At 44.4% G+C, this 24,803-nt stretch carries 24 protein-coding genes and 1 pseudogene; 12 read left to right on the top strand and 13 right to left on the bottom strand.

What is annotated here, in order from left to right; genetic code table 11:
• The 6 genes and pseudogenes from Q4519_RS18715 to gloA form a co-directional block, all read left to right on the top strand.
• Window positions 1-388: pseudogene (locus Q4519_RS18715) on the top strand (electron transport complex subunit RsxC); the annotation flags it as partial.
• Window positions 385-1,440, top strand: coding sequence for an electron transport complex subunit RsxD (gene rsxD, locus Q4519_RS18720; protein WP_232799714.1), 1,056 nt, complete (start codon window positions 385-387; stop codon window positions 1,438-1,440). The pseudogene Q4519_RS18715 and the gene rsxD, both read left to right, overlap by 4 nt.
• Window positions 1,437-2,069, top strand: a complete 633-nt coding sequence (rsxG, locus tag Q4519_RS18725) for an electron transport complex subunit RsxG (RefSeq protein ID WP_232799715.1) — start codon at window positions 1,437-1,439, stop codon at window positions 2,067-2,069. Before rsxD ends, rsxG begins: the two co-directional genes overlap by 4 nt.
• Window positions 2,070-2,107: 38 nt before the next feature.
• Window positions 2,108-2,776, top strand: coding sequence for an electron transport complex subunit E (locus Q4519_RS18730; protein ID WP_336623453.1), 669 nt, complete (start codon window positions 2,108-2,110; stop codon window positions 2,774-2,776).
• 30 nt (window positions 2,777-2,806) lie between these two features.
• Entirely contained in the window at window positions 2,807-3,445 is a 639-nt protein-coding gene (gene nth / locus Q4519_RS18735) for an endonuclease III (protein ID WP_232799716.1), read from the top strand.
• Between the two features lie 92 nt (window positions 3,446-3,537).
• On the top strand, window positions 3,538-3,948 hold the full coding sequence (gloA, locus tag Q4519_RS18740) for a lactoylglutathione lyase (RefSeq protein WP_232799717.1): 411 nt from the start codon (window positions 3,538-3,540) through the stop codon (window positions 3,946-3,948).
• A gap of 73 nt (window positions 3,949-4,021) precedes the next feature.
• Here the strand turns inward: gloA and Q4519_RS18745 are convergent, their stop codons facing one another.
• The 5 genes from Q4519_RS18745 to Q4519_RS18765 all read right to left on the bottom strand — a co-directional run bounded on the left by Q4519_RS18745 (window position 4,022) and on the right by Q4519_RS18765 (window position 8,094).
• Window positions 4,022-5,350, bottom strand: coding sequence for a DUF1501 domain-containing protein (locus Q4519_RS18745; protein WP_303514906.1), 1,329 nt, complete (start codon window positions 5,348-5,350; stop codon window positions 4,022-4,024).
• 5 nt (window positions 5,351-5,355) lie between these two features.
• Window positions 5,356-7,071 carry a DUF1800 family protein gene (locus tag Q4519_RS18750; protein ID WP_303514908.1) on the bottom strand — a complete coding sequence of 572 codons (1,716 nt, stop codon included), beginning with the start codon at window positions 7,069-7,071 and terminating at the stop codon, window positions 5,356-5,358.
• A gap of 169 nt (window positions 7,072-7,240) precedes the next feature.
• Window positions 7,241-7,402, bottom strand: coding sequence for a hypothetical protein (locus Q4519_RS18755; protein ID WP_232799720.1), 162 nt, complete (start codon window positions 7,400-7,402; stop codon window positions 7,241-7,243).
• A gap of 62 nt (window positions 7,403-7,464) precedes the next feature.
• The gene (locus Q4519_RS18760) at window positions 7,465-7,716 is read right to left on the bottom strand and encodes a hypothetical protein (protein WP_303514910.1); all 252 of its coding nucleotides are present in this window, start codon (window positions 7,714-7,716) and stop codon (window positions 7,465-7,467) included.
• 15 nt (window positions 7,717-7,731) lie between these two features.
• Window positions 7,732-8,094: a hypothetical protein gene (locus Q4519_RS18765; protein ID WP_303514912.1), complete on the bottom strand. Its 363-nt coding sequence runs from the start codon at window positions 8,092-8,094 to the stop codon at window positions 7,732-7,734.
• Between the two features lie 535 nt (window positions 8,095-8,629).
• Between Q4519_RS18765 and Q4519_RS18770 the strand changes: the two genes are divergently transcribed.
• The 4 genes from Q4519_RS18770 (at window position 8,630) to Q4519_RS18785 (ending at window position 14,502) form a co-directional block, all read left to right on the top strand.
• A complete protein-coding gene (locus tag Q4519_RS18770; protein WP_303514915.1) occupies window positions 8,630-9,469 on the top strand; it encodes a DNA replication terminus site-binding protein in 840 nt (279 codons plus the stop codon).
• Window positions 9,470-9,571: 102 nt separating this feature from the next.
• Entirely contained in the window at window positions 9,572-11,884 is a 2,313-nt protein-coding gene (locus Q4519_RS18775) for a YgiQ family radical SAM protein (RefSeq protein ID WP_303514918.1), read from the top strand.
• Between the two features lie 298 nt (window positions 11,885-12,182).
• Complete coding sequence (locus Q4519_RS18780; protein WP_232799725.1) at window positions 12,183-12,857, top strand: DUF3047 domain-containing protein; 675 nt, start codon at window positions 12,183-12,185, stop codon at window positions 12,855-12,857.
• Window positions 12,858-13,026: 169 nt separating this feature from the next.
• Window positions 13,027-14,502, top strand: a complete 1,476-nt coding sequence (locus Q4519_RS18785) for a right-handed parallel beta-helix repeat-containing protein (protein ID WP_303514920.1) — start codon at window positions 13,027-13,029, stop codon at window positions 14,500-14,502.
• Window positions 14,503-14,520: 18 nt separating this feature from the next.
• On the opposite strand, the gene Q4519_RS18790 is transcribed toward Q4519_RS18785, so the two are convergent.
• Entirely contained in the window at window positions 14,521-14,841 is a 321-nt protein-coding gene (locus Q4519_RS18790; RefSeq protein ID WP_303514924.1) for a DUF2007 domain-containing protein, read from the bottom strand.
• 102 nt (window positions 14,842-14,943) lie between these two features.
• Here Q4519_RS18790 and Q4519_RS18795 point away from each other — a divergent pair, with 102 nt between their 5' ends.
• Complete coding sequence (locus Q4519_RS18795; protein ID WP_232799728.1) at window positions 14,944-15,297, top strand: RidA family protein; 354 nt, start codon at window positions 14,944-14,946, stop codon at window positions 15,295-15,297.
• A gap of 158 nt (window positions 15,298-15,455) precedes the next feature.
• On the opposite strand, the gene Q4519_RS18800 is transcribed toward Q4519_RS18795, so the two are convergent.
• The 3 genes from Q4519_RS18800 to Q4519_RS18810 all read right to left on the bottom strand — a co-directional run bounded on the left by Q4519_RS18800 (window position 15,456) and on the right by Q4519_RS18810 (window position 20,755).
• Window positions 15,456-16,382 (bottom strand): haloacid dehalogenase-like hydrolase, encoded by a 927-nt coding sequence (locus Q4519_RS18800; RefSeq protein ID WP_232799729.1) that lies wholly within the window; start codon window positions 16,380-16,382, stop codon window positions 15,456-15,458.
• Between the two features lie 90 nt (window positions 16,383-16,472).
• Window positions 16,473-19,559 (bottom strand): efflux RND transporter permease subunit, encoded by a 3,087-nt coding sequence (locus Q4519_RS18805; protein ID WP_303514930.1) that lies wholly within the window; start codon window positions 19,557-19,559, stop codon window positions 16,473-16,475.
• Between the two features lie 113 nt (window positions 19,560-19,672).
• Complete coding sequence (locus Q4519_RS18810; RefSeq protein ID WP_303514931.1) at window positions 19,673-20,755, bottom strand: efflux RND transporter periplasmic adaptor subunit; 1,083 nt, start codon at window positions 20,753-20,755, stop codon at window positions 19,673-19,675.
• Between the two features lie 348 nt (window positions 20,756-21,103).
• Between Q4519_RS18810 and Q4519_RS18815 the strand changes: the two genes are divergently transcribed.
• Window positions 21,104-22,042 (top strand): LysR family transcriptional regulator, encoded by a 939-nt coding sequence (locus Q4519_RS18815; RefSeq protein ID WP_303514934.1) that lies wholly within the window; start codon window positions 21,104-21,106, stop codon window positions 22,040-22,042.
• A gap of 108 nt (window positions 22,043-22,150) precedes the next feature.
• On the opposite strand, the gene Q4519_RS18820 is transcribed toward Q4519_RS18815, so the two are convergent.
• The 4 genes from Q4519_RS18820 to Q4519_RS18835 form a co-directional block, all read right to left on the bottom strand.
• Complete coding sequence (locus Q4519_RS18820) at window positions 22,151-22,744, bottom strand: DUF2238 domain-containing protein (RefSeq protein ID WP_303514959.1); 594 nt, start codon at window positions 22,742-22,744, stop codon at window positions 22,151-22,153.
• 55 nt (window positions 22,745-22,799) lie between these two features.
• Complete coding sequence (locus Q4519_RS18825; RefSeq protein WP_303514937.1) at window positions 22,800-23,015, bottom strand: hypothetical protein; 216 nt, start codon at window positions 23,013-23,015, stop codon at window positions 22,800-22,802.
• 4 nt (window positions 23,016-23,019) lie between these two features.
• Complete coding sequence (locus Q4519_RS18830; RefSeq protein WP_232799733.1) at window positions 23,020-23,517, bottom strand: DUF2867 domain-containing protein; 498 nt, start codon at window positions 23,515-23,517, stop codon at window positions 23,020-23,022.
• 352 nt (window positions 23,518-23,869) lie between these two features.
• Window positions 23,870-24,496, bottom strand: a complete 627-nt coding sequence (locus Q4519_RS18835; protein ID WP_303514940.1) for a LysE family translocator — start codon at window positions 24,494-24,496, stop codon at window positions 23,870-23,872.
• Window positions 24,497-24,803: the final 307 nt, after the last annotated feature.

Genomic DNA, 24,803 nt, shown 5'->3' on the forward strand with positions numbered 1-24,803 from the left:
AGCGCCAAGTAAAAACCCAGCCGTTGCCGCTGCCATTGCTCGCGCTAAAGCTAAAAAGGCTGCGCAGCAAGCTGAAAAAGAAGAGCCGCAGCCTCAGTCAGCAACTGCTGAGCAAGAAGATAACAAAGCGCCTGCGCCGCAAGAAAAATCAGCGCCAAGTAAAAACCCAGCCGTTGCCGCTGCCATTGCTCGCGCTAAAGCTAAAAAGGCTGCGCAGCAAGCTGAAACAGGAGAGCCGCAGCCTCAGTCCGCTGCTACCGAGCAAGACGATTACAAAGCGCCAGCGCCGCAAGAAAAATCAGCGCCAAGTAAAAACCCAGCCGTTGCTGCAGCCATTGCTCGCGCCAAAGCGAAAAAGGCTCAACAAAAGGACAGTACTGAATCATGAAATTTGCATTAGCTTCATCGCCCTTTGGCCGCAAAATGTTTAAAACGCCAGATCTAATGCGTTTAGTGATCTTATGTTTGCTGCCGGGCATTTTTGTACAATGGTATGTATTTGGTTGGGGTAACCTAATCCAAATCGCGATTGCAGGTTTGTTCGCCGTTATAACCGAAGCGGTGATCGTTGCCATACGACAGCGCCCTGTGCTGCCAACCCTACGCGATAACAGTGCCTTATTAACAGGAGTGTTACTAGGGATCAGCTTACCGCCCTATACGCCTTGGTGGATGACCGCCATTGGCATCGTCTTTGCCATTTTAGTGGCAAAACATTTGTACGGCGGCCTAGGACAAAACCTATTTAATCCCGCGATGGTCGCTTATGTTTTACTACTCATCTCATTTCCAGTCCATATGACCAGCTGGGCACCACCAGAAGCCTTAATGCAAAATAACGTGACCTTAGCTGATGCTTGGTCAATGATTACGACAGGCTTTTCTATTGATGGCTACAGTTTGCATCAAATCAAAATAGCCGTAGATGGTACCACCATGGCCACTCCGCTAGACACTTTAAAAACAGATTTAGGCCACGGTTTAACCACCTCAGAAAGTATGGCGAAACCGATTTTTGGCACCTTCGCTGGCTATGGCACAGAATGGGTTAGCTTTGCTTTTCTGATTGGTGGATTAGTATTACTCAAACAAAAAGCCATCGGCTGGCAAATTCCTGTGAGCTTTATCGCTGGGCTGTTCTTGTTTGCATTAATTGGCTACTTAGGCGATCCCGATGCCAGCGCCTCCCCCTTGCTACATCTGTTTTCCGGGGCAACTATGTTCGCTGCCTTCTTTATTTTGACCGATCCAGTCACCGCATCGACAACGGTGCGAGGCCGCATTATTTTTGGCCTACTCATCGCGTTATTAACATATGTGATACGCACTTGGGGCGGCTATCCTGACGCCGTTGCCTTCGCCGTTATTTTAGCCAACATGTGCGTCCCCTTAATTGACTATTACACCCAACCTGTTGTTTATGGGAGTAAAAAAGCATGATGAAGTCTATTTCTAAAAATGGCTTAACCTTAGGAGTCTTCGCTGTAGTTTCAACAGCGTTAGTTGCCGTTACTTCAGCGCTTACTAAGCCAATGATTGACCAACAAATAGAGCGTCAGTTAATCAGTAACATCAGTGAGCTGATCCCCGCTGAAGAATATAATAACGATTTATTCGCCAGTTGTTTTTACAGCCAAGACCCACATTTAGGCACCACTGAGCCACAGCAAACTTGGCTTGCCCTTAAAGATCAACAACCCGTTGGCCTCGCAATCGAAGCCATCGCACCTAATGGCTACAACGGTAACATCCGCTTGTTGGTGGGCATTTGGTATGACGGTAGCGTGGCTGGGGTGCGCGTGCTCGAGCATAAAGAAACACCTGGACTAGGCGATAAAATTGATCTAGGAAAATCAAATTGGATCACTCATTTCAGTGGCTTAACTGTTGAATCTGAAGCGGACAAACGCTGGGCCGTAAAAAAAGACGGGGGGCAGTTTGATGCGTTCACAGGTGCAACAATCACCCCGAGAGCCGTGGTGCAAGCGGTAAGAAACACAGTACTTTTTTACCAGCTCAATAAAGACAACTTATATCAACAATCCGCTAACTGTGGAGTGAAGTCATGAGCCAATTAGATGATGTAACTAGCAATGATGCTGAGCCAATGGATGGCTCTAAAGAAGCCAAAACTGGGCTTATCTCAAGCGAAAGTAAGGAAATTATTTTACAAGGTCTGTGGAAAAACAACCCGGGCTTAGTGCAACTCTTGGGCCTATGTCCCCTGCTTGCGGTTTCTTCTACTGTTATCAATGCCTTAGGCTTAGCCATTGCGACCACTGCCGTGTTGGTGTTGTCTAACTGGATCGTCTCTTTGGTGCGTCATCATGTACCAAAAGAAATTCGCATCCCTATTTTCGTTATGATCATTGCATCTTTAGTGACCTGCATTGAATTAGTCATGCATGCCTATACCTATGACCTTTATTTATCATTAGGTATTTTCATTCCGTTGATCGTGACTAACTGTGCCATTATTGGCCGCGCGGAAGCGTTTGCATCGAAAAACACGCCAACACTCGCCGCCCTTGATGGCTTAATGATGGGCCTAGGCTTTAGCTTGGTATTACTGGCTTTAGGTGCCATTCGTGAAGTATTAGGTAATGGCACCCTATTTCATGGTGCGCAGGCTTTATTCGGCAACTTGTTTGGCGATATAACAGTACACGTGTTTACCACTGAATCCACCTTTTTGTTTGCCGTTTTACCCCCTGGCGCATTTGTGGTAATGGGCTTTTTAATTGCCGTAAAAAATATAATGGATAAAAAAGCCTAATTCGGTTTTTTCTATGCTGGTGAGCAAACAATGAATAAAGACAAACGACTGGAAATATTAACGCGACTGCGTGATAACAACCCTCATCCCGAAACAGAGCTGAACTTCTCTAGCCCATTTGAGCTATTAGTGGCGGTGACCTTATCCGCACAAGCTACCGATGTAAGTGTAAACAAAGCCACCGATAAGCTATTTCCTGTCGCCAATACGCCTCAGGCGATTTTTGATCTTGGTGTCGACGGTCTTAAAAGCTACATCAAGACCATAGGCTTATATAACAGCAAAGCCGAAAACGTCATTAAGGCCTGTCGCATGTTACTCGACTTGCATGGCGGCGAAGTTCCAGAAAACCTTGATGCCCTTGTAGCCTTACCTGGCGTGGGCCGAAAAACGGCAAATGTAGTACTTAACACCGCATTTGGTTGGCCGACCATTGCCGTAGATACACATATTTTTCGTGTATCAAACCGCACTAAGTTTGCCATGGGTAAAAACGTTGACCAAGTAGAAGCAAAGTTACTGAAAGTCGTACCAGCAGAGTTCAAGGTAGACGTACACCACTGGCTCATTTTACACGGCCGTTACACCTGTGTTGCCCGTAAGCCCAAGTGCAATGCGTGCTTAATTGAAGACTTGTGTGAGTTTAAAGATAAAACCAGCGAAACTTGATCCATTACCGACTAAGTCTTGTTTTTCATCATCTTTAGTCAGTAGAATTGAGCAATATAAAAAATATATCACTTTTATTTTAGGAGTCAGCAATGCGTTTATTACACACCATGCTTCGTGTCGGTAACTTAGAAAAATCCATTGAATTTTATACTCAAGTGCTAGGCATGAAGTTATTACGTCAGTCTGAAAATGCTGAATACAAATACACCTTAGCCTTCTTAGGTTACGGCGCAGAAACCGAACAAACGGTGATTGAGTTGACTTATAACTGGGGCACAGAGAGCTACGACTTAGGCAATGCTTACGGCCATATCGCCATTGAAACTCAAGATATTTATGCTACTTGCGAGGCCATTCGCGCTGCTGGAGGTAACATCACACGTGAACCAGGCCCTGTAAAAGGTGGCACCACAGTAATAGCCTTCGTTAAAGACCCTGACGGCTATGCTATCGAGCTAATCAACGCAAAAGATGCAGGTAAAGGTTTAGGTAACGACTAATTACCTCTATAAAAACTAAACTAGCTACTTGAGCATAAGCCCAACCATTAGTTGGGCTTTTTGTTATGCACACTTAAGTCATAAAATTCAATGTTTGCTGATCAAAACGACTTAAACTGGGAAATAGTTCATTTAGTTCACTACCGCTCAAGCCAAACCATTTAGCTAAAGTGGCGCTGTATTGATCGGTACTGACTTGTGGGATCAAACGACCACCTTTTACATCAAACTCACTGCCCAAGCGTTGCGGTAAGAGTGCCCCATATATATCTCGGCCTTTTACTGCTCCGCCCATCACTATTTGGTTACCCGCCCAGCCGTGGTCAGTACCATCCCCGTTCGAGCTCAAAGTTCGGCCAAAATCAGACATGGTAAAACTGGTTACCTGATCACTGACACCTAAACTTACCATGGCTTTATTAAACTCACTAAAGCTGGTCGCTAGCTCAGCTAACAGCTCTGGATGCTTAGTCACTTGTTCATCATGGGTATCAAAACCGCCCATAGTGACATAGAAAATTTGCCGGCCCGCGCCTTGCTGACTTTGACTGGCAATAACTCTAGCCACTGTTTGTAACTGCTGAGACAAACGGCCACTTCCGAAATCAGGCAATGGCGCAACATTCTCTAAACTGGCATTCATTGCTTGGCTATTGGCGATACCTTGAGTTAACCCGTCACCGTATACCTTGGCCATTCTTTTTTGACTGGCGGCAAGTTGACGCATCACACTTTGCTCTAATTGCACGGCTCGTGTATTCGTGCCAGAGAATGCACTTATATTGGCTTGGCCTGTTCGAGACATGGCAAATGCCGACGTCTTACTACCAATTTGCCATGGATTGGTGCCTGCTAGAGAGATATTACTGGCGAAATGAGGCTGGTCTTCAAGTAACTCCAACATCCGCGCGCCCCAACCGGTGTTAATACTCTGTTTTTCTTTACCGTGCATCCACCGCGCTTGTTGATCATTATGAGAGAATAAATGGCTAGGGATATGACTGCGCTTATTAATATAATCGTCCAACGTGGTCGGCGCTGATAAGGTTCCCACGCCGCCAACAAATGCTAAATCACCCGCATTAAATAGTTCATGCAGCGGCGCTAAAGCAGGGTTTAATCCTGTATCCGGTAAAGCAGATACTGGCGATAAACTAATAGGATCGACAATCGCCAATTGTTGCCGACTGGCTAAATAGTTGGCTTTCTCTTCTCCCGACATTGGCAACAACATATTCATCGAATCATTGCCACCCAACAAGAATACACAAACCAAGGCCTTGTAATCATGATACTGCTGCTGATTTAATAAGCTTTGCATTGCACTAAGCTGCGTTGATGTCAGCACAGCTGCTGATACTCCGCCCTTAATACACAAAGACAAAAAAGTTCTGCGATCCATATTGGTTACCTTTGGTATGTATATTCAGGTGATACAACTATTAAAAACAAGCAATAAGCAACTTGATATTCCACATCATATTTAGATGCCCAATCAAACACCCTTAACAGCTCTTGTTTTAATCCTTCGCTCATTTGTTCACTCAGAAACACTTGGTTGTAGTATTCAACTAGCGCTGTGGCTCCCTGTTGCTCAAGTATCTGCACATGTGGCAATAAATTAACCAGTATTTGATCGCCTGTAGGTTGATCCTTAGTACTAGCAATCCGCCAAACCAGACTTGAGTAATGGTGATTAAGCAAGCCTATACTAGCGACGCTGTTAGCAATTTGCGCTTCCGGCGCCACAAGATCTGAACCAGCTAAGGTTAACGGCTGATAATCTGGACGGTAAAAGTTAAAGACCGAAGGCGATCCCAATGGTACTTGCCCATGAGAGGAAGCCAAATCCCAGGTTAAAAAATAACCTGATTCACTATACGCATTAAGCTCTCGCCATAACTGCATCGTTTGTAACAACGGCTCTTTCAACTTGCCGAAATCTTCTGGAGATTGACTTAAATCACGCGCTTCTTCATCCATTAAAATAGCGTAAACAACCGCTTTCAAATCGCCGCGCACACCTTGTCCGTTATCGTTGAATACTCGTGCTACCCGAGCAACATAATTTGGACTGGGATTTGAGCTAGTTAAGCGTTGGATCAATTGTTTACCGATAAATGGGCCAACATTTTCATGGTGAAATAAATTATCGAGTCCAAGTTTTAATGCGTTTTCTGGCCCTTCATTTGCAGCCACAGTTGCGTCGTTAAGTAAGGTTTTTTCGAATTCTGAATGATATTTAGGCCAAACTTGCATCGGCTTTAGGTAATCTTTTTGCGGGTATTTCCAGCTTGAAGTATCAGCAAAAGTCCAGCCAGTGAAGATCCGTGCAAAACCTTCTATTTGAGATTGGTCATAAGTGGCAATTGTGTTGCCTTTACTGTCTCTTTTTGGCGTGCCGTCAAGGTTCAGCTGTTCTAGGCCAATAGTAAATAGCTGCATCACTTCCCGCGCATAGTTTTCATCTGGACGAATATTAAGCTCAACATTCGCTTTCTCATTACCTAAATGACTTAAATAAGTCCCCATCACTGGTGATAACGTCACAGCTTCAAGCAAATCACGATAATTGCCAAAACTATGTGTAAGCAGCAAATCATAATAATTAAGCATCCCCTCCGGCTGGCTGCGTAAATTATTACCGGTATCTGACACTACAAAAATTTGGCTTAGGGCAAATGCCACACGTTGTCGAAGCTGATCGGGCGCGCTGAGACTTGCTCGCCACCATGTATCAATTCGGTTGATATAACCTGCTTGATCTTTACCAGGGCTAAACTTAAGTAACGGCAAATGGTAGGTGATTGGCTGGCTAAACTGGTCATGAATCCAAGCGTGAGCAGATAGCTTACTCGCTGCGGTAATTTCAGCACCTGTTGGTCCCATCGTGCCTTGATGTAACAAGCGACTTGACTGTGCAACGCTCATCTTCGGATAGGTGATCGGCTTTTCTTGTTCATTTTCCGGCGGGGTTTGACCATCTGGCTGTGAAGTGGGTGGCTGCGATGGCGATTGATCTCCTCCACTCCCCTGAGCATTGCCAGCATTGCTTGAGCCACCACCACAGGCGCCTAGCATTAACATACTGGCGAGTAAAATCATCGCCTTACCTTGAATCATTAGCAGCTCCGCTTACCCAGCTTAATCGTAAGGGAAAGGATTCTATGCATTATTTTCTAACTGGTCTGTTAGCTGTAACATAAAACTTACTATTTAATAACAAGTCATGTGCGGCACCTCTCAAACGGCGAAATAAGCATGGGCGATGAATGTTGTGAAAATCGAATGTCTAGCGGCTAGGCTGGACCAGCCATATTGACTCTCCAGCCTTATCGTTAAATAAGTAAATAAAACGAGCCTGATTACCCGATTCAATTAATGATTTGTCACGATTAAAGTCTTCAGACCATGACGTTTGACACGCCACGACTTCGATGTTCCTTAAACTCAAACAACCTCCAAACGAGCCAACGTCGATTTTGTGGACAATGAAATACCTTAGCGAATTTAGCGTTACGATTTTCCTTTGTCTTCGACTTCTTCCAACTTAACCATAAAGCCAAAATAAAATGAAACACACGCGATGAACGTTTGCCAGATTAACGCAAAGCAATATTTGATAGGACTCGAATTAATTGAGACATATCGTTCAACCCCAGCACTGGTGTATCCATAACCACCTTCAAACAGCATACGGATCACCACAAAGGAGAAAGCAACAAACAAAATTCGAGCAACCCAACGCATTTTTCGATCAATTTTCATACATATAGCCTTAAATCAAAATCCCGCTAGCTTGCTGGACAACTTTCTAATGATGGCTTTGCCATCGTTATTCAGCCAGTACCCTTGGCCAAATAACAGCGCCGCAAGCCCTGTGAACAACCAAGCCTGAAAAAACAAGGAGCCAACCAACATAGGGATGGCTAAAGCCTGTAATAGATTAATCACCGCCTGAACCTTAAAGCATTGATCACACCACGCGTCGGTATATGGGAATGCCCCAGGAGCATGGCGCAAGTGGCCTTGCTGATCGCAGATATTACAAACACCACAGTAGCCCTTTTTAACACCTTGTTCAATCAAGGTTTCTGGAGACTGCTGCCAGAGTGAGCAATAACAGCCTCGATCTTTTCGTTTCAAATTAAGTGTCCGTTAATAGTTTACCTAAAGTGGTTCTAGCCGCTTTAAGCAAAACCCATATATCCTATCCTACTTAGCCGTTTAGGCTATCACCAATGCAGCTTTCCCGTTTCTAAGCAAATGTAATCTCTGGGTTTCAGCTTGTCTTGTTTAACCAAATGAACCTATTTTTCAGCCGACTGAGCAGGTGTCATATACGCATCAGGCGAGGCCATGTCGGTCAATATCTTGGCGGGCAACATTATAGAAGCCAATGCCGGGATCGCCAAATTATTGGCTAAAGTCATTTCAATGGCTTAAGCATACTGATTTAATAGCTAACTCTTCGCCTGCCAAGTTACCTTAGCAAGCTCATTTGCTAAGGTAATCGCCTAGTGACGTGGGCAACTTCGCCTAACACGAAAGACAGAGGGAACTGCAATAATGGAAATTCGAGCCGCCACTTTATCGGATTTAGACGCGCTGTTATGGTTAAGCCATCAAATAGGCGCTTTACGCTTTGAATAGGCTCGTAGCCAATAAATGAAGGGAATATATGGAATTAGCGGCTTTGTTAGACACGTTAGATAATCAACTGCATGAGTTAGAAGAACTGGTATTGACCAGCGCCATAGTGCAAGCCCATACCTTCGCTTTACCTGTGTATGGCAAAGAACAACATACCATTCCTGATGTCATCCCTGTAGAAGCCAGCAGCGGCGAGCCAGCTCGGCAACTTGGTTGGCGCAGGATTAAAAATTACAGTGGCGATCCTAATAGCAATCTTAAAATAACGCGCAAAGCAGCAGGGTTTATTTGGCTGGATTGTGAGGCCGCTAAACTTGCGCTGTTGTGCGAGCAGGTCAATCATACCAAAGGCGAAATTAAAACCTTTTTAGCCAAGCAGAAAAACCGTCATGTACGTTTTAATCTGGTACATGATTTACGGCCATGCGCGATCACGTTACAGATATTGCGCAAAATTCATTATTGTACCGACCCCCTGACCAGCATTCGTTTTAGTTGGGCCACAAAAACCAGTAATGTACGCTCAAAAACAGATAAAGCGATTAACTTGGTGGAGCAAGAGCGTCAGCAAACCATGGATGAGGTAGCACAAGCTAACGTCAATGTGCTAGCCAATCAAATCGCCAGTGACAGAAGCAAAGAAGTCGCCTTTCGCCGACGTCTTGCTCCTACTCCTGTGATCCATCTGCGTTATTTAAATAAGCCAGAGCACCTATCCAGTAAAACCCAGCAGCTCACTAATGGCATTCCAATTTTAATCGCTGGTAAGCCCGATGCGCTTAAACAAATCGGCTCGCTTAATCACTTTAATAATCACGCGCAGAAAAAGCCGAGCTATAAGGATGAAAGTGTCATCATTAAACCCTAACAACCCCTAATCGAAAAAATCCTTAATATACACGGGATCCTTCAGTTTGAAGTGGCTTGGGGATAGGTTATACTTTGCGCCCCCAAAGTTGTGGATGTACTTATGCAAGCTGAAATTGGTCTTTTTGACTACCCTAAATTCCGCCCTGATCTGAAACCAGCGCCTTTCTTACCCATGTCAAAACGGGAAATGAAACAGCTTGGCTGGGACAGCTGTGACGTTATCCTCGTCACCGGTGATGCATATATTGACCATCCCAGCTTCGGCATGGCCGTTATCGGCCGCATGCTTGAATCACAAGGCTTTCGTGTGGGCATTATTGCCCAGCCTGACTGGAGCAGCAAAGACGCTTTTATGGCGCTAGGTCGGCCAAATTTATTTTTCGGGATCACCGCCGGGAACATGGACTCGATGATCAACCGTTACACCGCAGACCGAAAACTGCGTAGCGATGATGCCTACACCCCGAATAACGAAGGCGGTAAACGCCCTGATCGCGCCGTGTTAATCTATTCACAGCGTTGCCGCGAAGCCTATAAAGAAATACCACTGGTACTAGGCGGCATTGAAGCCAGCCTGCGCCGTATTGCTCATTACGATTATTGGTCGGATAAGATCCGTCGCAGCGTATTACCCGATGCCAAAGGCAATATCTTGTTATTTGGCAACGCAGAGCGTGCATTGGTTGAAGTAGCACACCGTTTAGGTAAAGGTGAATCGATTAATGACCTAACCCGCATTCGTGGCACCGCCGTGATGTTAAAAGAAGTCCCAGAAGATTTCAAAGTGGTGGACTCATCGCGCATTGACAAGCCAGGCAAAGCCATGGTCATGAGCAATCCATATCAAGTTGAGTCAGAGTGCAGCACGGGGCAAAATCCAGCGGAAGAGCCAGCCAAACCTATTCGTATTCAAACCTCACGCCACGATGCCAAAAATACCGTAGTGCGCTTGCCGTCTTTTGAAAAGCTGCGCAACGATAGGATCCTTTATGCCCACGCCAGCCGTGTCATGCACCTTGAAACCAACCCTTGGTCGGGTCGCGCCTTAGTGCAACAACATGCCGAGCGTGAGCTTTGGGTAAACCAAGCGCCGATTCCACTGACTACCGAAGAAATGGACGGTGTTTTTGGTTTTCCTTACGCCCGTGTACCACATCCGAGTTATGGCAAAGCAAAAATCCCTGCTTATGAGATGATCAAAACCTCGGTCAACATCATGCGCGGCTGCTTTGGCGGTTGTTCATTTTGCAGCATCACTGAGCATGAAGGCCGCGTGATCCAAAACCGCTCGCAAGAGTCGATCATTAAAGAAATGGAAGACATTCGCGATAAAGTGCCAGGCTTTACCGGCACCATTTCCGACTTAGGTGGACCCACGGCGAACATGTATCGTCTAGGTTGCTCTGATCCCAAAGCCGAGATCAACTGTCGTCGTCCGTCTTGCGTGTTCCCAAAAATTTGTGAAAAACTCAATACCGATCACCAACACACCATTGAACTATACCGTGAAGCGCGCAAGGTAAAAGGGGTGAAAAACGTGATGATCGCCTCGGGGGTACGTTACGATCTGGCCATTGAATCACCGGAATATGTCAAAGAGCTGGTGACCCACCACGTCGGTGGCTACTTAAAAATTGCTCCGGAGCATACCGAAAAAGGCACGCTGGATCAGATGATGAAGCCAGGCATGGGCGCGTATGACAAATTCAAAGAAATGTTTGAAAAATACAGCCGTGAAGCAGGTAAAAAACAATACTTAATCCCCTACTTTATTGCCGCCCATCCGGGTTGCAGTGATGAAGACATGCTGAATTTAGCGCTGTGGCTTAAACAAAATGAATTTGAATGTGATCAGGTACAAAACTTCTACCCATCACCTATGTGTAATGCCACCGCCATGTATCACTCGGAAACCAGTCCGCTGTCACGGGTGAAATACAAAAAACGTAAAGAGTTATATGTCGCCAAGGGCGACCGCCAACGTCGCTTACACAAAGCCTTGTTACGCTATCACGACCCACTTAATTGGCCAATTATTCGCGAAGCGCTAAAAGAGATGGGCAAAGCAAACCTAATTGGTGAACGCCCTGATTGTTTGATCCCATCAGCCGAAGCCGAGCACATCAACGTGCGCGGTACGCGTCGCCAATCGGGTCGCCACGGCAGCAACCGTTTTGCGACTAAGCACCCTAACCAGCCAGATATTCGCAAAGACGGCACCACCAATGGTCGAAATGCTAAAAAACCAAAAGGCGCAACCATTAGCCCTACGCATAAACCAAAAGCCGCTGGTAAATCGGCAGGTAAGCCCAGTAACAATGGCAAGCCAGCAGGCAGTCGCGCTAATCCGGGCAATAAACCCAGCGCAGCAGGTAAACGCAAGCCGAATAAACCGTCTCGCCAAGGCCGCTAAAAGCCCTTAATTTAAGCCATTAGCTATACAATGCCCCGTCAATACGGGGTATTTTTTTAGCTGATAAATCACTCTTTCTGTTTTAAATAACCCGAATTCAAGATAAGCGAAATAGTATGTTTTTCCAGCAAAAACGCGGTAAATATGTCCCTATACGCTTTACGTTTTCATCCCTGAAAACGAAATTTTGCCGTAAAAACATACTGTATTTGGCTACAGCAGGTTTAAGCAGAGCTGAGATTAATTAAGTCATTCAGCTAAACTAAGCCTTAATCACATAACAAAAAAAGGTAGAATTATGGGTTTCACAGCCAGCATATACGTGTCACTGCTTGTTAGCTTCAGTGCTTGTTTTAGCGCCAATGCCACCATTAACTTAACGGATCTTGCTAACAATGGTGTTAAAAACTGGGCGCCCGAGGTGTTTTCAGGCCAAACAAATTACAGCGTGCAACCATATAAAGGCCGTTTAGCGCTAAAAGCGGTCAGTCATAATGCAGCTTCCGGCCTAGTGTTAAAGCAGCAAATTGATCTGTTAGAAACGCCCTACCTGAATTGGAGCTGGCTAGCAGAAAAAGCCCTGCCAGTATTAGATGAGCGCAACAAAAGTGGCGATGATTATATCGCCCGTATTTATTTGGTGATCGAAGGCGGTTTATTCGTCTGGCGCACTAAATCCATTAGCTATGTATGGTCAAGTAACCAAGCAAAAGGGCAAGTTTGGAACAATGCTTATGCTGGGTCGAACCTAAAAATGATCGCGCTGCGCGGCCAAGAGGATCCCCTTGGCCAGTGGCATCAAGAGCGGCGTAACATCTATCAAGACTTAATCACTCATTTTGGTGACAAAGGCAGTGATAAAGCGAATCGCAAAGCCTATCGCTACATCGACGTGATTGCCATTATGACCGACACCGACAATAGCGCCAGCCAAGCCGAGTCTTACTATGGTGAAATTACCCTATCAGATTAAAGCCAACACCCTTTTACTGACCCTCATTTTAAAGCATCCCACTCTACTCCCCCTTTAGCAAATTGTGACTAAGTGGTCTTTATTAACACTGATAATATGCATCATGTTGCTTATTCGGATTAAAATCGCTAAGGTTTCTGCCTATTATTTATTTGTTTACGGAAATATCATGCGCCAGCTTTTACTTAGTGTTATCACCCTTAGCCTTATCGCTTGTGGCGGCGGGGGCAGCGATAGCTCGCCCTCTTCAGCTTCAACGCCAACGATTGCGCCTTCTCAACCTCCGACCACACAGCCTAACCAGCCCCCCGCGTCTAAAACTGTGACAATAAATATAAAAGCCGTGCCCGATACGGGTGGCACCATCATCGTAACGCCAAGCAAAGCGAGTTATGAAGTGGGTGAAACGGTAAAAATAGAAACAAAAGCCAAACCTGGCTATTTGTTCAATGGATTTAACTCAAATCAAGTTCAAAGTAGTGAAATAACGCTTACGCAGAGCTTGGTTTTACTAGGTGAGTTTATTGAAGATAATCAAACAGTTGTTACTGTCGCTAACAATGAAGAGCTACACCGCACTTTTGCGGAAGCTAACCAACAAGGTGGGCATTATCTGATTTTGTTAGAAGATGGAGAATACCAACTTAACAATACTTTCGTTGTCGATGCCGCCAATATCACCTTACGAGGCAAGTCTGGTGACTATAACAAGGCAAAAATTGCCGGCCCTAAATACAACAATATGTTTTTAGTGCGTGCTAGCCACTTTAAAATTGAATACCTGACCATTGGCGGTGCACCACTTCGCGATCAGGGCTTTGTACGTAACCATATCGTCCAGATCCAAGGCGAGCGTAATGCCGATTATTTCACTTTACGTCACAGTCGCATCATCGACTCGCAAGAGCAGATGGTCAAAGTATCAACCGACAGTAACAATCCCGATATAGCCTCGGATTATGGCCTGATTGAGCACAATATTTTTGAGTTCACAACTGGCCAGGCACTGTGGTGGTACACAGGAGGAATTGATGCCCATCGCGCACATCATTGGATTGTGCGTAATAACACCTTTAAAAATATCCACAATAACAACCCAGCACCGGGAGAAAACCCTGATTTAACCGAAGGAGCCATCCATTTTTGGTCGAACTCGAAAGGCACCTTAATTGAGAACAACGTCATAATTAACTGTGACAGAGGGATAATGTTAGGGCTAGGTACTAGCGGTCATTATGATGGCGTTGTCCGTAACAACTTTATTGTTACCAACAAAGACGTCGGTATCTACCTATCTCACGCCAGTAATACGCAGGTTTACAACAACACCATCTGGCTCAATAGTCAATATGCCAATGCCATTGAATATCGCTTCGCTGATTCAATTAACAACCAAATCAGCAATAACCTAACTAATGGACAAATAAAGCAAAGAAATTCAGGCCAAGCACAGCTAAGTAGCAACGTAGTGCAAGCACAATCAACTTGGTTTACAGACATAAACAGCGGTGATTTACACCTCAAAGCTCCCATTGCGGAAGTGCTGGGTAAAGGTGATAACATCAGCGGGTTAACCCACGATATTGACGGTGATCCGCGCGTGTTAAACAAGATTGATATCGGTGCCGATCAAACCTCTTTTTAACCCGCGATTAGGCTAGGTTCAATCTGCGTCTGAGATGGGCCGATTATGTTGACAATGCCAGCACGTTTCAAAGCTGGCATCGTTTTCTTCATCACATTCACGGCAAAACCAACTCGGTTGTTCCTTCGCGTGGGTGATGTCATGCACTAACTGCTTGGCTCGCTCGAGCTTGCCTTCTTGGGTGATCCAAAGCTCTGGCCAACAGTCAAAGATTGCCAACTCACCCATGCCACCTTGGCTAAATTCATTTTTTAAGAGAGTTTCAATCCCTGCTTGTTCAAGTAAGTTTTTCACATTATTAACTAATAAACGGTTTTCATGGGTGTAAATAAGCTTCATTGATCCTGCCTTAATCCACTTTAAGCTTGCCAGCACTTGGCTAGACATCTTATTTTATGTTGCTAAACTGCTCGCAATCATAGCAGCGAATAAGAAATAAAAATGATAGAACGCCAAGAAACTAAGCAACGCATGAGCAGAATTGTAAAACACAATGGCACCATTTATCTTTGTGGCCAAGTGTGTGCTGACGCCAGTAAAGACATTACCGAGCAAACCCAAACCATGCTAGATAAAGTTGAAACGCTACTGCTGCAATCTGGCAGTGACAAACAGCATATGCTTTCGGCCACTATCTACCTTAAAACCATGGATGATTTTGCCGCCATGAATGCAGTATGGGACAACTGGGTTGAGCCAGGTTATGCCCCCGCTCGCGCGTGTGTCACTGCGAACATGGCACGCGAGGCATTGCTGGTTGAAATTTCAGTCATTGCGGCTGAAATTTCTAAGTAAACCGAGTTCTGGATAAGCACAACTGAGGTTAGATAACAATTAGCTTTCTCCTAACGAGAGCCATTGGAGAAAGCTATTTATCGCTAATGTCACCTACCGCGCGGCAACAACAAATGGTCTTACTCAAGTATGTCCAAATGAACAAGAAACAACGAGCATTAACGATTAATTGAACGAGCTATGCGCGTATAGGTATGTCTGATGCCTCTTATGACAACGCTGTAGGCCTGAATGTTTTCAGGCAACGCAATCCCCATATAACCAGTATCGCCTATATGGTGTAAATCGGCTCCCGCCATTTTACTCATTAGTGCTATCTGTCTGATTGTACTTACGTCTGCGCCTTCTTGGGAGGTGCCAATCGCCGTCATTGCCATTACCTTGTGTTGATGCGCGACATTAATGAGCTCGCTCACATAATCTTGGCTCATCCCTGGCACGGTTCCCGGTGCCGGAACAAGAATAATGTCGGCACCATTTTTTGCAAATCGACTGACATCTTCACCGGTAATGATTTTTGCGCCACTTTCACTCACCACCCCTGCCCCGTGCATCTTTCCTGTGATGATAACCAGCTTATCGCCAACGGCAGAGTGGATCTGTTGTAAAGCATGGCTAATAGCACGGTTACTGACGCCATTATTGGGGTTTCCGGTGATCACAATAAACCGCACGCCCATATCATAAAGCTTTTGTGCGTTCTCGGCATTTGCCACACGGCCACTGCTCATCTGCCAAATTTCATCATGCTGCTGAGCAAATTCAGGGTCGACGGCCTCTAAATTAACCCCTATCACCCTGCCAGTTAGCCGCTTTAATTCGGTGATGAGATCAGTCGGCGCAATATTCTCAGGCATACCATTAATGACCGGGTTTTCTGCATCAAACATATTAAGCAGCAATAAATCCGCCCCCTGAGAAGCGGCTAACTCAGCATTGGTAACTTGCGTTAATAAAGGCGAGGTAATCACAATGTTTTCACTTACCAACACTCGCCCTTCGCTTGCTTTAATGGCATAAAGCAGCTCATTTTTGTCTAAGGCATTTAGCTCGGAAGCGCTACAGTCTAATAGTCGTTTATGCATTGTTTACATCCTCATGCGCGATAAATTTAGGGTAAAATAAAATCAGGTAAGAGATACATTAGCCTTATCCGCCTAGCGTTTGATGCTGGGCTATTCTCCCTGTGGCAACTTAGGTTGACATTGGTCACGAAACATTAATGTATAGGTAACTGGCAATACGATAAGTGTTAACACTGACGCAAAGCCTAAACCAAAAATAATAGTAATAGCCATTGAGCCGAAGAAAGCATCGTTTAACAAAGGCAGCATGCCAAGCATGGTCGTTATCGCCGCCATTAATACCGGCCGAACCCGACTGATAGTTGAGTCGATAACCGCTTGGAATGCCAGTTTGCCTTCACTTAACTCTAAATTAATCTGATCAACTAGCACGATACCATTTTTAATGATCATCCCATTTAGGCTTAATATGCCAAGCATCGCCATAAAAGAAAATGGCGCGTCAAATAACAATAAACCCGACGCCACGCCGATCATTGCCAACGGCACTGTAAACCATATCACGAATGTTTGCTTAATCGAGTTAAACAAGATCACTGTGATGATAAACATCGCGAGAAACCCTAATGGAATTGAACCAAACACCCCAGCTTCAGCTTCTTTGGAAATTTCACGCTCGCCGCCCCATTCAAAGCCATAACCGGCTGGCAATTCAATCGCTTCTATATCCGCCTTTATCTTATTAAGTACAGAGTCTGATGTTTCACCTTGGCCATTCACGGGATCAGCCAGTACCGAAATAACACGTTTTCGGTCACGGCGCATAATCAATGGGTTTTCCCATTCAGTGTCAAAGTTAGAAACAACTTGAGTAATAGGTACAAAAGTATTGTTGTCTGAGCTCCATACTTGTATTTCAGAAATGCTATCTACGTTTAGCCTTTCGCTAGCTTGCGCTCTGGCGATGATAGGTAAAAGATGGCTATTATCTCGATAGGTACCAATCCTTTTTCCGCTAAAGTTCACCAGTAATGCATCATCTAAATCTTGTTTACTGATCCCTGCTTCTCTGGCTTGCGCTAAAGATATCTGCGGACGAATCAATGTGGATTGATTACGCCAATTATGACGTACACCGACAGCGGTGGGCTCGGCATTAAATATCGCGCTAGCTTGCGCCGCCAGTTCGCGTAACACCTTAGGATCATCGCCAAAAAATCGAGCTTCAAGTTTAGCCGCAGGCGCGGGACCATTTTCCATATATTTAAAACGATACTGAGCTTGTGGGTATGTGAAACTCAAGTCATTTTCTAATGTCCGCATAAACTTATTAAGTGCTGTTAAATCAGCCATCTCAATAATTATTTGGCCATAAGCGCTGTAGCCTTTTTCAGGCATGTAAGACAAATTAAAGCGTTGTGCGCCTTGACCAATCACGGACGATAAATTGACTAAACCAATATCATTGCGAGTTTGTTGCTGCATAATATCGCTTTCAATACGCGATATATGCTGCTCTGTTGCTCTGATATCTGTGCCTTCAGGCATCCACACATCGACAAAGAAAATCGGGGTATTTGAAGCAGGGAAAAAAACTTGCTTGACCTGACCAAAACCAATCACGGCCAACACCAATGCCACCATGACGAGGGATAGTGTGACCCAGCGAAACCTCATGGCGAGGGTTAATACCTGACGGAAAACCGTAAACAAAATCCCCTTGTATGGGTCGCTTTCGTCTCCTTTGTTAACAATGCCGTCCTTAAAAAGCAGATAACAGAAAAAAGGCGTTAACGTCATCGCGGTGATCCAGCTGATAAACAGTGAAATTAATAGCACTTGAAATAATGAACGACAAAATTCACCCGTAGCAGTATCGGTTAAACCAATGGGTGCAAACGCCATAATGGCAATAATCGTTGCCCCCAATAGCGGCCATTGTGTTTGCGAAACCACTTGCTTCGCTGTTTCCAAACGACTTTTACCGCGTTTGATCCCAATGAGAATGCCTTCGGTAACAACAATAGCATTATCAACCAGCATACCAAGTGCAATGATCAGGGCGCCTAATGAGATTATTTGTAACTCAATATTGAGTATATTCATCACAATAAAGGTACCTAGGATCGTGAGTAATAATACTACTCCCATCAGCAACCCTGATCGCAGTCCCATAAAGATGAGCAAAACAACAATCACTATACCAATAGATTCGGCTAAATTAATTAAAAAGCCACGCACGGTTTCATCAACAATTTTGCTTTGATCGTACACAGTGGTAAGCGCCATACCCATTGGCAATTCACTATTAAGCGCTATCATTCGCGCATTGACAGCGGCGCCAACATCAACAACATTTACCCCACTAGAAAAGGCGATCCCCACTGACAACGCTTGATTGCCAGCGGAGTGATAAATATTAGCAGGCTGCTCTTGGGTATCCTTGTAAATTTCAGCTATATCGCCAAGATAGATGAGCTTATCACTGCTAGGCGGGCTAATAAGTAAATGCTCCATTTGCGCTAAGTTATCAAACTCCCCTGTTGGATGGAGACGAATACGATGATTACCAACACGGGCACTCCCCGCGTTTGAAACCACATTCTGACGTTGAAGCATGCTATAGATATAATCTTGGTCAAGGCCAAGCGCATTAAGCTTTTGCTGAGAAATTTCGACCACGACCTGATCCATCACCTTGCCTGCGATGGTGACTTTTTTTACGCCTTTAATCAGTACCAATTCGCGTCTTAAAAAATCAGCATAATTTTGCAATTCTCGATCACTGTAGCCCTGACCAGTCAGGTTTAACAAAATGCCATAAACATCACCGAAATCATCTATTACTTTTGGCGTCATCACCCCTTGCGGCAAAGTGTCCGACATATCATTTACTTTTCGGCGCACTTCATCCCATATTTGCGGAAGTTCATCGGGTCCAAAATGTGCGGCCATTTCAATTTCTATTTGCGACAAGCCAGCACTGTTGACCGAAGTAATATGTTTTACTCCCTCCAGCTGCTGTAATGCGTCTTCAATGGGCAGCGTCACCTCTTCCTCGACCTGCTCGGGAGACGCGCCAGGATAAGCGGTGACAACCAATGCCTGTTTGATCGTAAACTCAGGAAATTCTAACTGACCTAATTGAAAAAATGATACAGTTCCACCAACGAGCAGTAGCAAAGTAAACATCCAACTGATCACTTTGTGCGTAATAGAATATTCGGCAAAATTCATCCATTATACCTCGTTCTAGTAACATAACGGATTAACTGCAAGTTGCTGCATGGTGAGCTAAAGTGCTGGCTAAACAGCGAGCAGAGAAGTGCAAAACGAATAGATAACATTCACTACACCCCTCGCTGTCTGCGCAGGGGCTTAACATTTAAGCCTTCCGCTAAAAATTGCACACCTGCAACCACCACTTTGTCTCCGGCTCTCACACCATGAGTCACTTCAATGCCCTTATTGGTTACCTTGCCTAGGCTTACTTGGCGTGAATTAACTGTGCCGCTACTTGTATCAAAAATCCATACCACACTCTTGCCGTCATGGTCGCGTTTCATGATCGCGTTAACAGGTAAAATGGCTGCCACAGTACTTGATTGGCTTGCGGGTATATCCATGATCACTTCAGCACTCATGCCAGGCAGCACGGCCATGTCTTCTGGTTGGGGCAAAGTAAACACCACCTCATAGCTTTGCGTACCTGGCGTAATTTGCGAGGAATATTCTTTCAGCTTCACCGGCAACGTTAAGTCTGGGTTGATCGCAAACCTTACACTTGCCTGACCTTGCGCATTGACTTTAAAGTGTTGGAGGTTGTTAACAAAAGACTCGGGAACTTGGATTTTCACATCAAGGTATTGCCCTTCTTGTAATACTAAAATGGATTGACCTGCCTGCACCATTTGATAATTATCCACGAGAACCTTAGCCACTATACCGTCATAAGGGGCGATTAAATCGGTGTAACTTAGTTGGTCTTGTGCGCTGGCTAAACTGGCTCTTGCAGACTTAACTTGCGCTTTAGCCAAATCGTAATCAGCTTGAGAAATCAGTTTTCGGCGTAATAACTGGTCTTTACGCTTAAAGTCGGCAGCTGCTAATTGATAATCCGCCTCGCGATGCAAGAGCGTATTACGCGCATCACGGTTATCTAAACGCGCCAAAACCGTGCCTTTCGTCACGGTATCCCCTTCGTGTAATGAAAAGTCAACAAGATGGCCAGATAGCCTAAATGCTAACTTAGCCTGCTTAGTTGCAGCAACTTTAGCTGGAAACACCCGTGTTAAATCCGCACTGCGGTCGGTTATTTCAAGTAATTTGACTGGCCTTACCGTGGCTGTTGTCATTTCAAGGGACTCAGCACTGCAACCTATTAATAGTGCCCCTATAACAATGAGTGAAACATTAGTCAGTAAACGTCTCATAATATTAACTCCATAAATATTGCTAAATCATCTAGCGTTGAGTTAACGATATCAGTCATTAAAGTTGACAAAAACGGAATCAAATGGAACCGATAGTTCCATAAAATGAGACAAAATAAGCTTGAACTCAGTGATTTTTATGTAAAACTGTTAACACTTAAACAAGTGGCTTAGTACGCACGAGTGGTTAAATAACCTCAGTATTCCCTAAACCGGTTACAACTAAGTAGCAGTATGTTTTACGAAAAGTTTCGTTTTTAGGGGCGAAAACACTAAGCATATCGAGGTATATGCATAGGTTATGCAGGAAAGCCTACTATTTCGCTTATCCAAGAGTCGGGTGATGTCATGAAAACGGAAGATATTGCACTGTTTCACCGCATTGTAGAAACCGGTAGTTTAGTTGAGGCTGCTGATATCCTTAACTTACCAAAATCGACTTTAAGCCGCCGTTTACAAGCGCTGGAGGATGAACTGAACGTGAAGTTATTTCATCGTCAAAGCCGTGCTATGTCTCTAACAGCATCCGGTAGCCATTTTTACAGTAAAACGACACCTCTGTTAGCAGCGTTAGAGCAAACCCGAACGGAGTTAACAGGGCATAAATCCGACGTATCAGGACACTTACGCATATTAATTGTGCCTGTTCCTGAACAGCTGTGGATCACACGGGTGATTTTTGACTTTATGGATCAAAACCCAGAGCTGTCAGTTGAGCTAATCGTCAGTGCTGAACCACAAAATATGATCCGTAATAACATCGATTTAGCTTTTTTACTCGAAGACACATTCAATGAAACTGAGATGGTTGCGCGGCATATATGTGACGAAAAAATACATTTCTTCGCCAGCCCTGACTATATTAAAAATTCACTTGTCCCTATCTCGCTCGAAGAGCTGCCTAATCATAACTCTATCCTTTTTCGTTACCCTAATGGCCGAATTTTTAATAACTTCCCTATCGGTGAAGACAAGGTGTTAACACTCAAAGGTAATTTATGTGTGAACAATCTTGAGGCCATCTTAGAAGCAACACTGACTGGGCGTGGTATATCTATGATGCCGCGGCCATACGTACAAGAGTTTATTGATAATGGCCAATTGATCATGCTATTTGAAGAAATAGGGCCATTTGAAGGCAAATGCTATCTTGTTTATCCATCTAGGCGTTTTATTAGTTTAGCCAGTCAACGCTTTATCGACTTTATGATGAATACGTTGGAGCAACACAAACAAAGTAACGCAGGTAATATTGGTATTGCTGCTCACGGCTTAATACACAGATGATGGGTAAAGTAGCGGCCATGCCTTTGGCCGCCAAATCAGAACAGTAACAGTAGCGTTTAGGTAAAAAGTACTTTACCGAGCACTCATTACTGCTAGCGTAAACTCACGTTAGCCTTTAAATAATTCTTTTTGCAATTGCTTGTTGTGAACTGAAGATAATACGAGCAAAGAACAAATTGCCCCCAGTAAGGCTAATCCCATGTCTGATTGCGTATCCCAAACATAGCCTTGTGTGCCGAGAAATGCTTCAGCATTCTCACCAGTAGCAATTGCTACCCACCATTCAACTAGCTCATAGAAGGCACTAAAGGCTAAGCAAATAGACACAATAATAACACTGCGCCAAAAATCGCCATTGACGACATTTTTACGTATTAATATTTCTCTAGCCAGTAAAGCTGGCACAAAGCCTTGAAAGAAATGGCCGACCTTATCGTAATTGTTTCGCTCTGAGCCAAATAAGCCATCAAACAGCGGCACTTCAGCATAGGTGTAATGCCCACCAACCATCAGCACAATGCAATGCGCAAGAATAAAGAAGTATAGTATGGGAGTAAGCCTAAAAGACTGATAAGTAGCCGCTACTAATACTGCACCGATAATGGCCGGTAAAACTTCTAAAAACCAAGTAAATTGATCTTTTGGCTCTATGCCAGACCAAAGCAAAACGGCTAAAAAGGTGAATGCCCAAAGATGTTTAATTTTTCTATCCTCTTACAATGTAACGATTAAGTGTTTATATAAGCACAAATACGTACTAACCTCTTATTAAACCTCGCCAGTGCGCTGCATTGGCTTTGATGGTGCAATGGGACTTTCCGTATGTTTCATGATATCCCGAAGGTCGAATAGGCAAATGGGTAGTGGTACGGTTAAATTTGGCCAACCAGTTAGCAGTCATTTCATCACTTCGTAGATTAAGGGTGGCATAGCAAAACAGTTCGGCACGCGCGTCGAAATCAGACTTGAACATAGTGTTATGCCTGCTCTAAGCCTTTCAGCGTACTTGGCACTATTATTTTATGAAATGGAGCAACGAAAAACATGTATATTTTCCCGAATACATTGTTCACATGAACCACAGTGGTTGCATGAACTGTCGCAGCGCCTCCTTCAGGTTCAACTAAAAAAGAAACTCGGACGTTAAGGTGTTTATCACAGTCTTCTAATACAACTTCATGATCCGTTATACTTACCAACGTAAAGATACCGACTCGTTCACCCACAACATATTCTGTACTGAGTTTTTTCTTGGGTACGTCTTGTAAACCACCCAAATGTTTCAAGCCGAGCTTGGAAACAATCCAATTTCTCATAGACATCAGAAATTCAATCCAAACAGGGGTTCTAGTAGCTATTTCAAGGAATACTTCAATAGCAGTTTGGTTGTTATATTTTATTCTTTTCGAAAAGCTATCAAAGAAATACGCCCCCTTTGAATACTCATTCAATATTGATTTATTGGGTATAGGCATAAACTCTCCTTCAAAATGCAATCGTGGTAGAGCCCCATCACTGGGCCGCCCCACACTGCTCCCGACTGGTGCTTCTGTTGCAACATAAGAATGCATCAAGCTTTTGGCTCTTCAATTATATATTAGCGCGTGTAAATCACGCGCCTAGAACCAATCTAAGTGAATACATCGTTTACTCATTTTTGGTCGAACAACTGCATAATACATTAGCATCTTATTGAAATTACTCCAATTACAACTTCACCTAGCACTTCGCCTATTCAGCCATTTGTACAAACTGTGCAGCACATAACGATGCAGTTTTTTAGCGCCTGTTTGCAAATTTGGCAGGTGCTGTAAATTCCTTATGCCACTAGCGGTCACTGATTACGACTTTGCTTGCTAGCCCAATTAGCAAAACACCTGAGACGCCTTCAAGTGCTCGTGAGTATCGCTGTGAATTCGGACGATTAAAAACCCAGCTACCAACTGACGCATATAAAACATTGCACATTGTAGCGAGTGCGCTGAATAGCAAACCAAGCACTAGTAATTGCATAGAAGCAGAGCCTGTTGATGTATCAATGAACTGGGGCAAGAATGAAAGAAAGAACAGTGCTACCTTAGGGTTCAAAACACTAACGATTACACCTTGTACAAATACATTTTTATTGTCTTCAACGCTTTCACTAACCACGATTTTGCCGCCCCCTCGCCACATAGAAAGTAGCGACTGAACACCCAAATAGACTAGGTAAGCAGCGCCAAGCCATTTCACCGTACTAAAAGCAACCGCAGAACTAAGGATTATCGCGGATAAACCCAATGCCGCAGCCAATGTATGAATAAAGTAGCCAACACCGAGTCCAATTGCCGCTTTAAACCCAGTTGCCAGCTTCCCCCTCATGGTGTTCGAAACGATGTAGATAACGTCTGGCCCTGGTATCATGTTGATAGCAAGACAAGCGACCACAAATAATAATAGTGAATTTACATCCATTTTCTTTCCTCCATGCTGAATGCCTTGTGACAATTGTGGTAGAGCGACCCATTACTGGGCCGCCCCACACAGCACCGAACGTTCGCTTCTTTTACAACATAAGAACGCATCGAGCTTTTGGGGCCTCAGTTATATATTCACGCGTGTAAATCACCACGCGTCTAGTACCAATCTAAGTGAATACATCGTTTACTCACTCTTAGTCGATCAACTGCGTAATACATTAGCATCTTATTGAATCATCAGCATTGTTTTCGGCCTGTTTGTATCCCTCTTGATCCCCTGCTCCCTGCCTATTACAGCATTG

Origin of the sequence: Motilimonas sp. 1_MG-2023 (genome assembly GCF_030547455.1) — a bacterium.
GTDB lineage: Bacteria > Pseudomonadota > Gammaproteobacteria > Enterobacterales > CBDFNC01 > Motilimonas.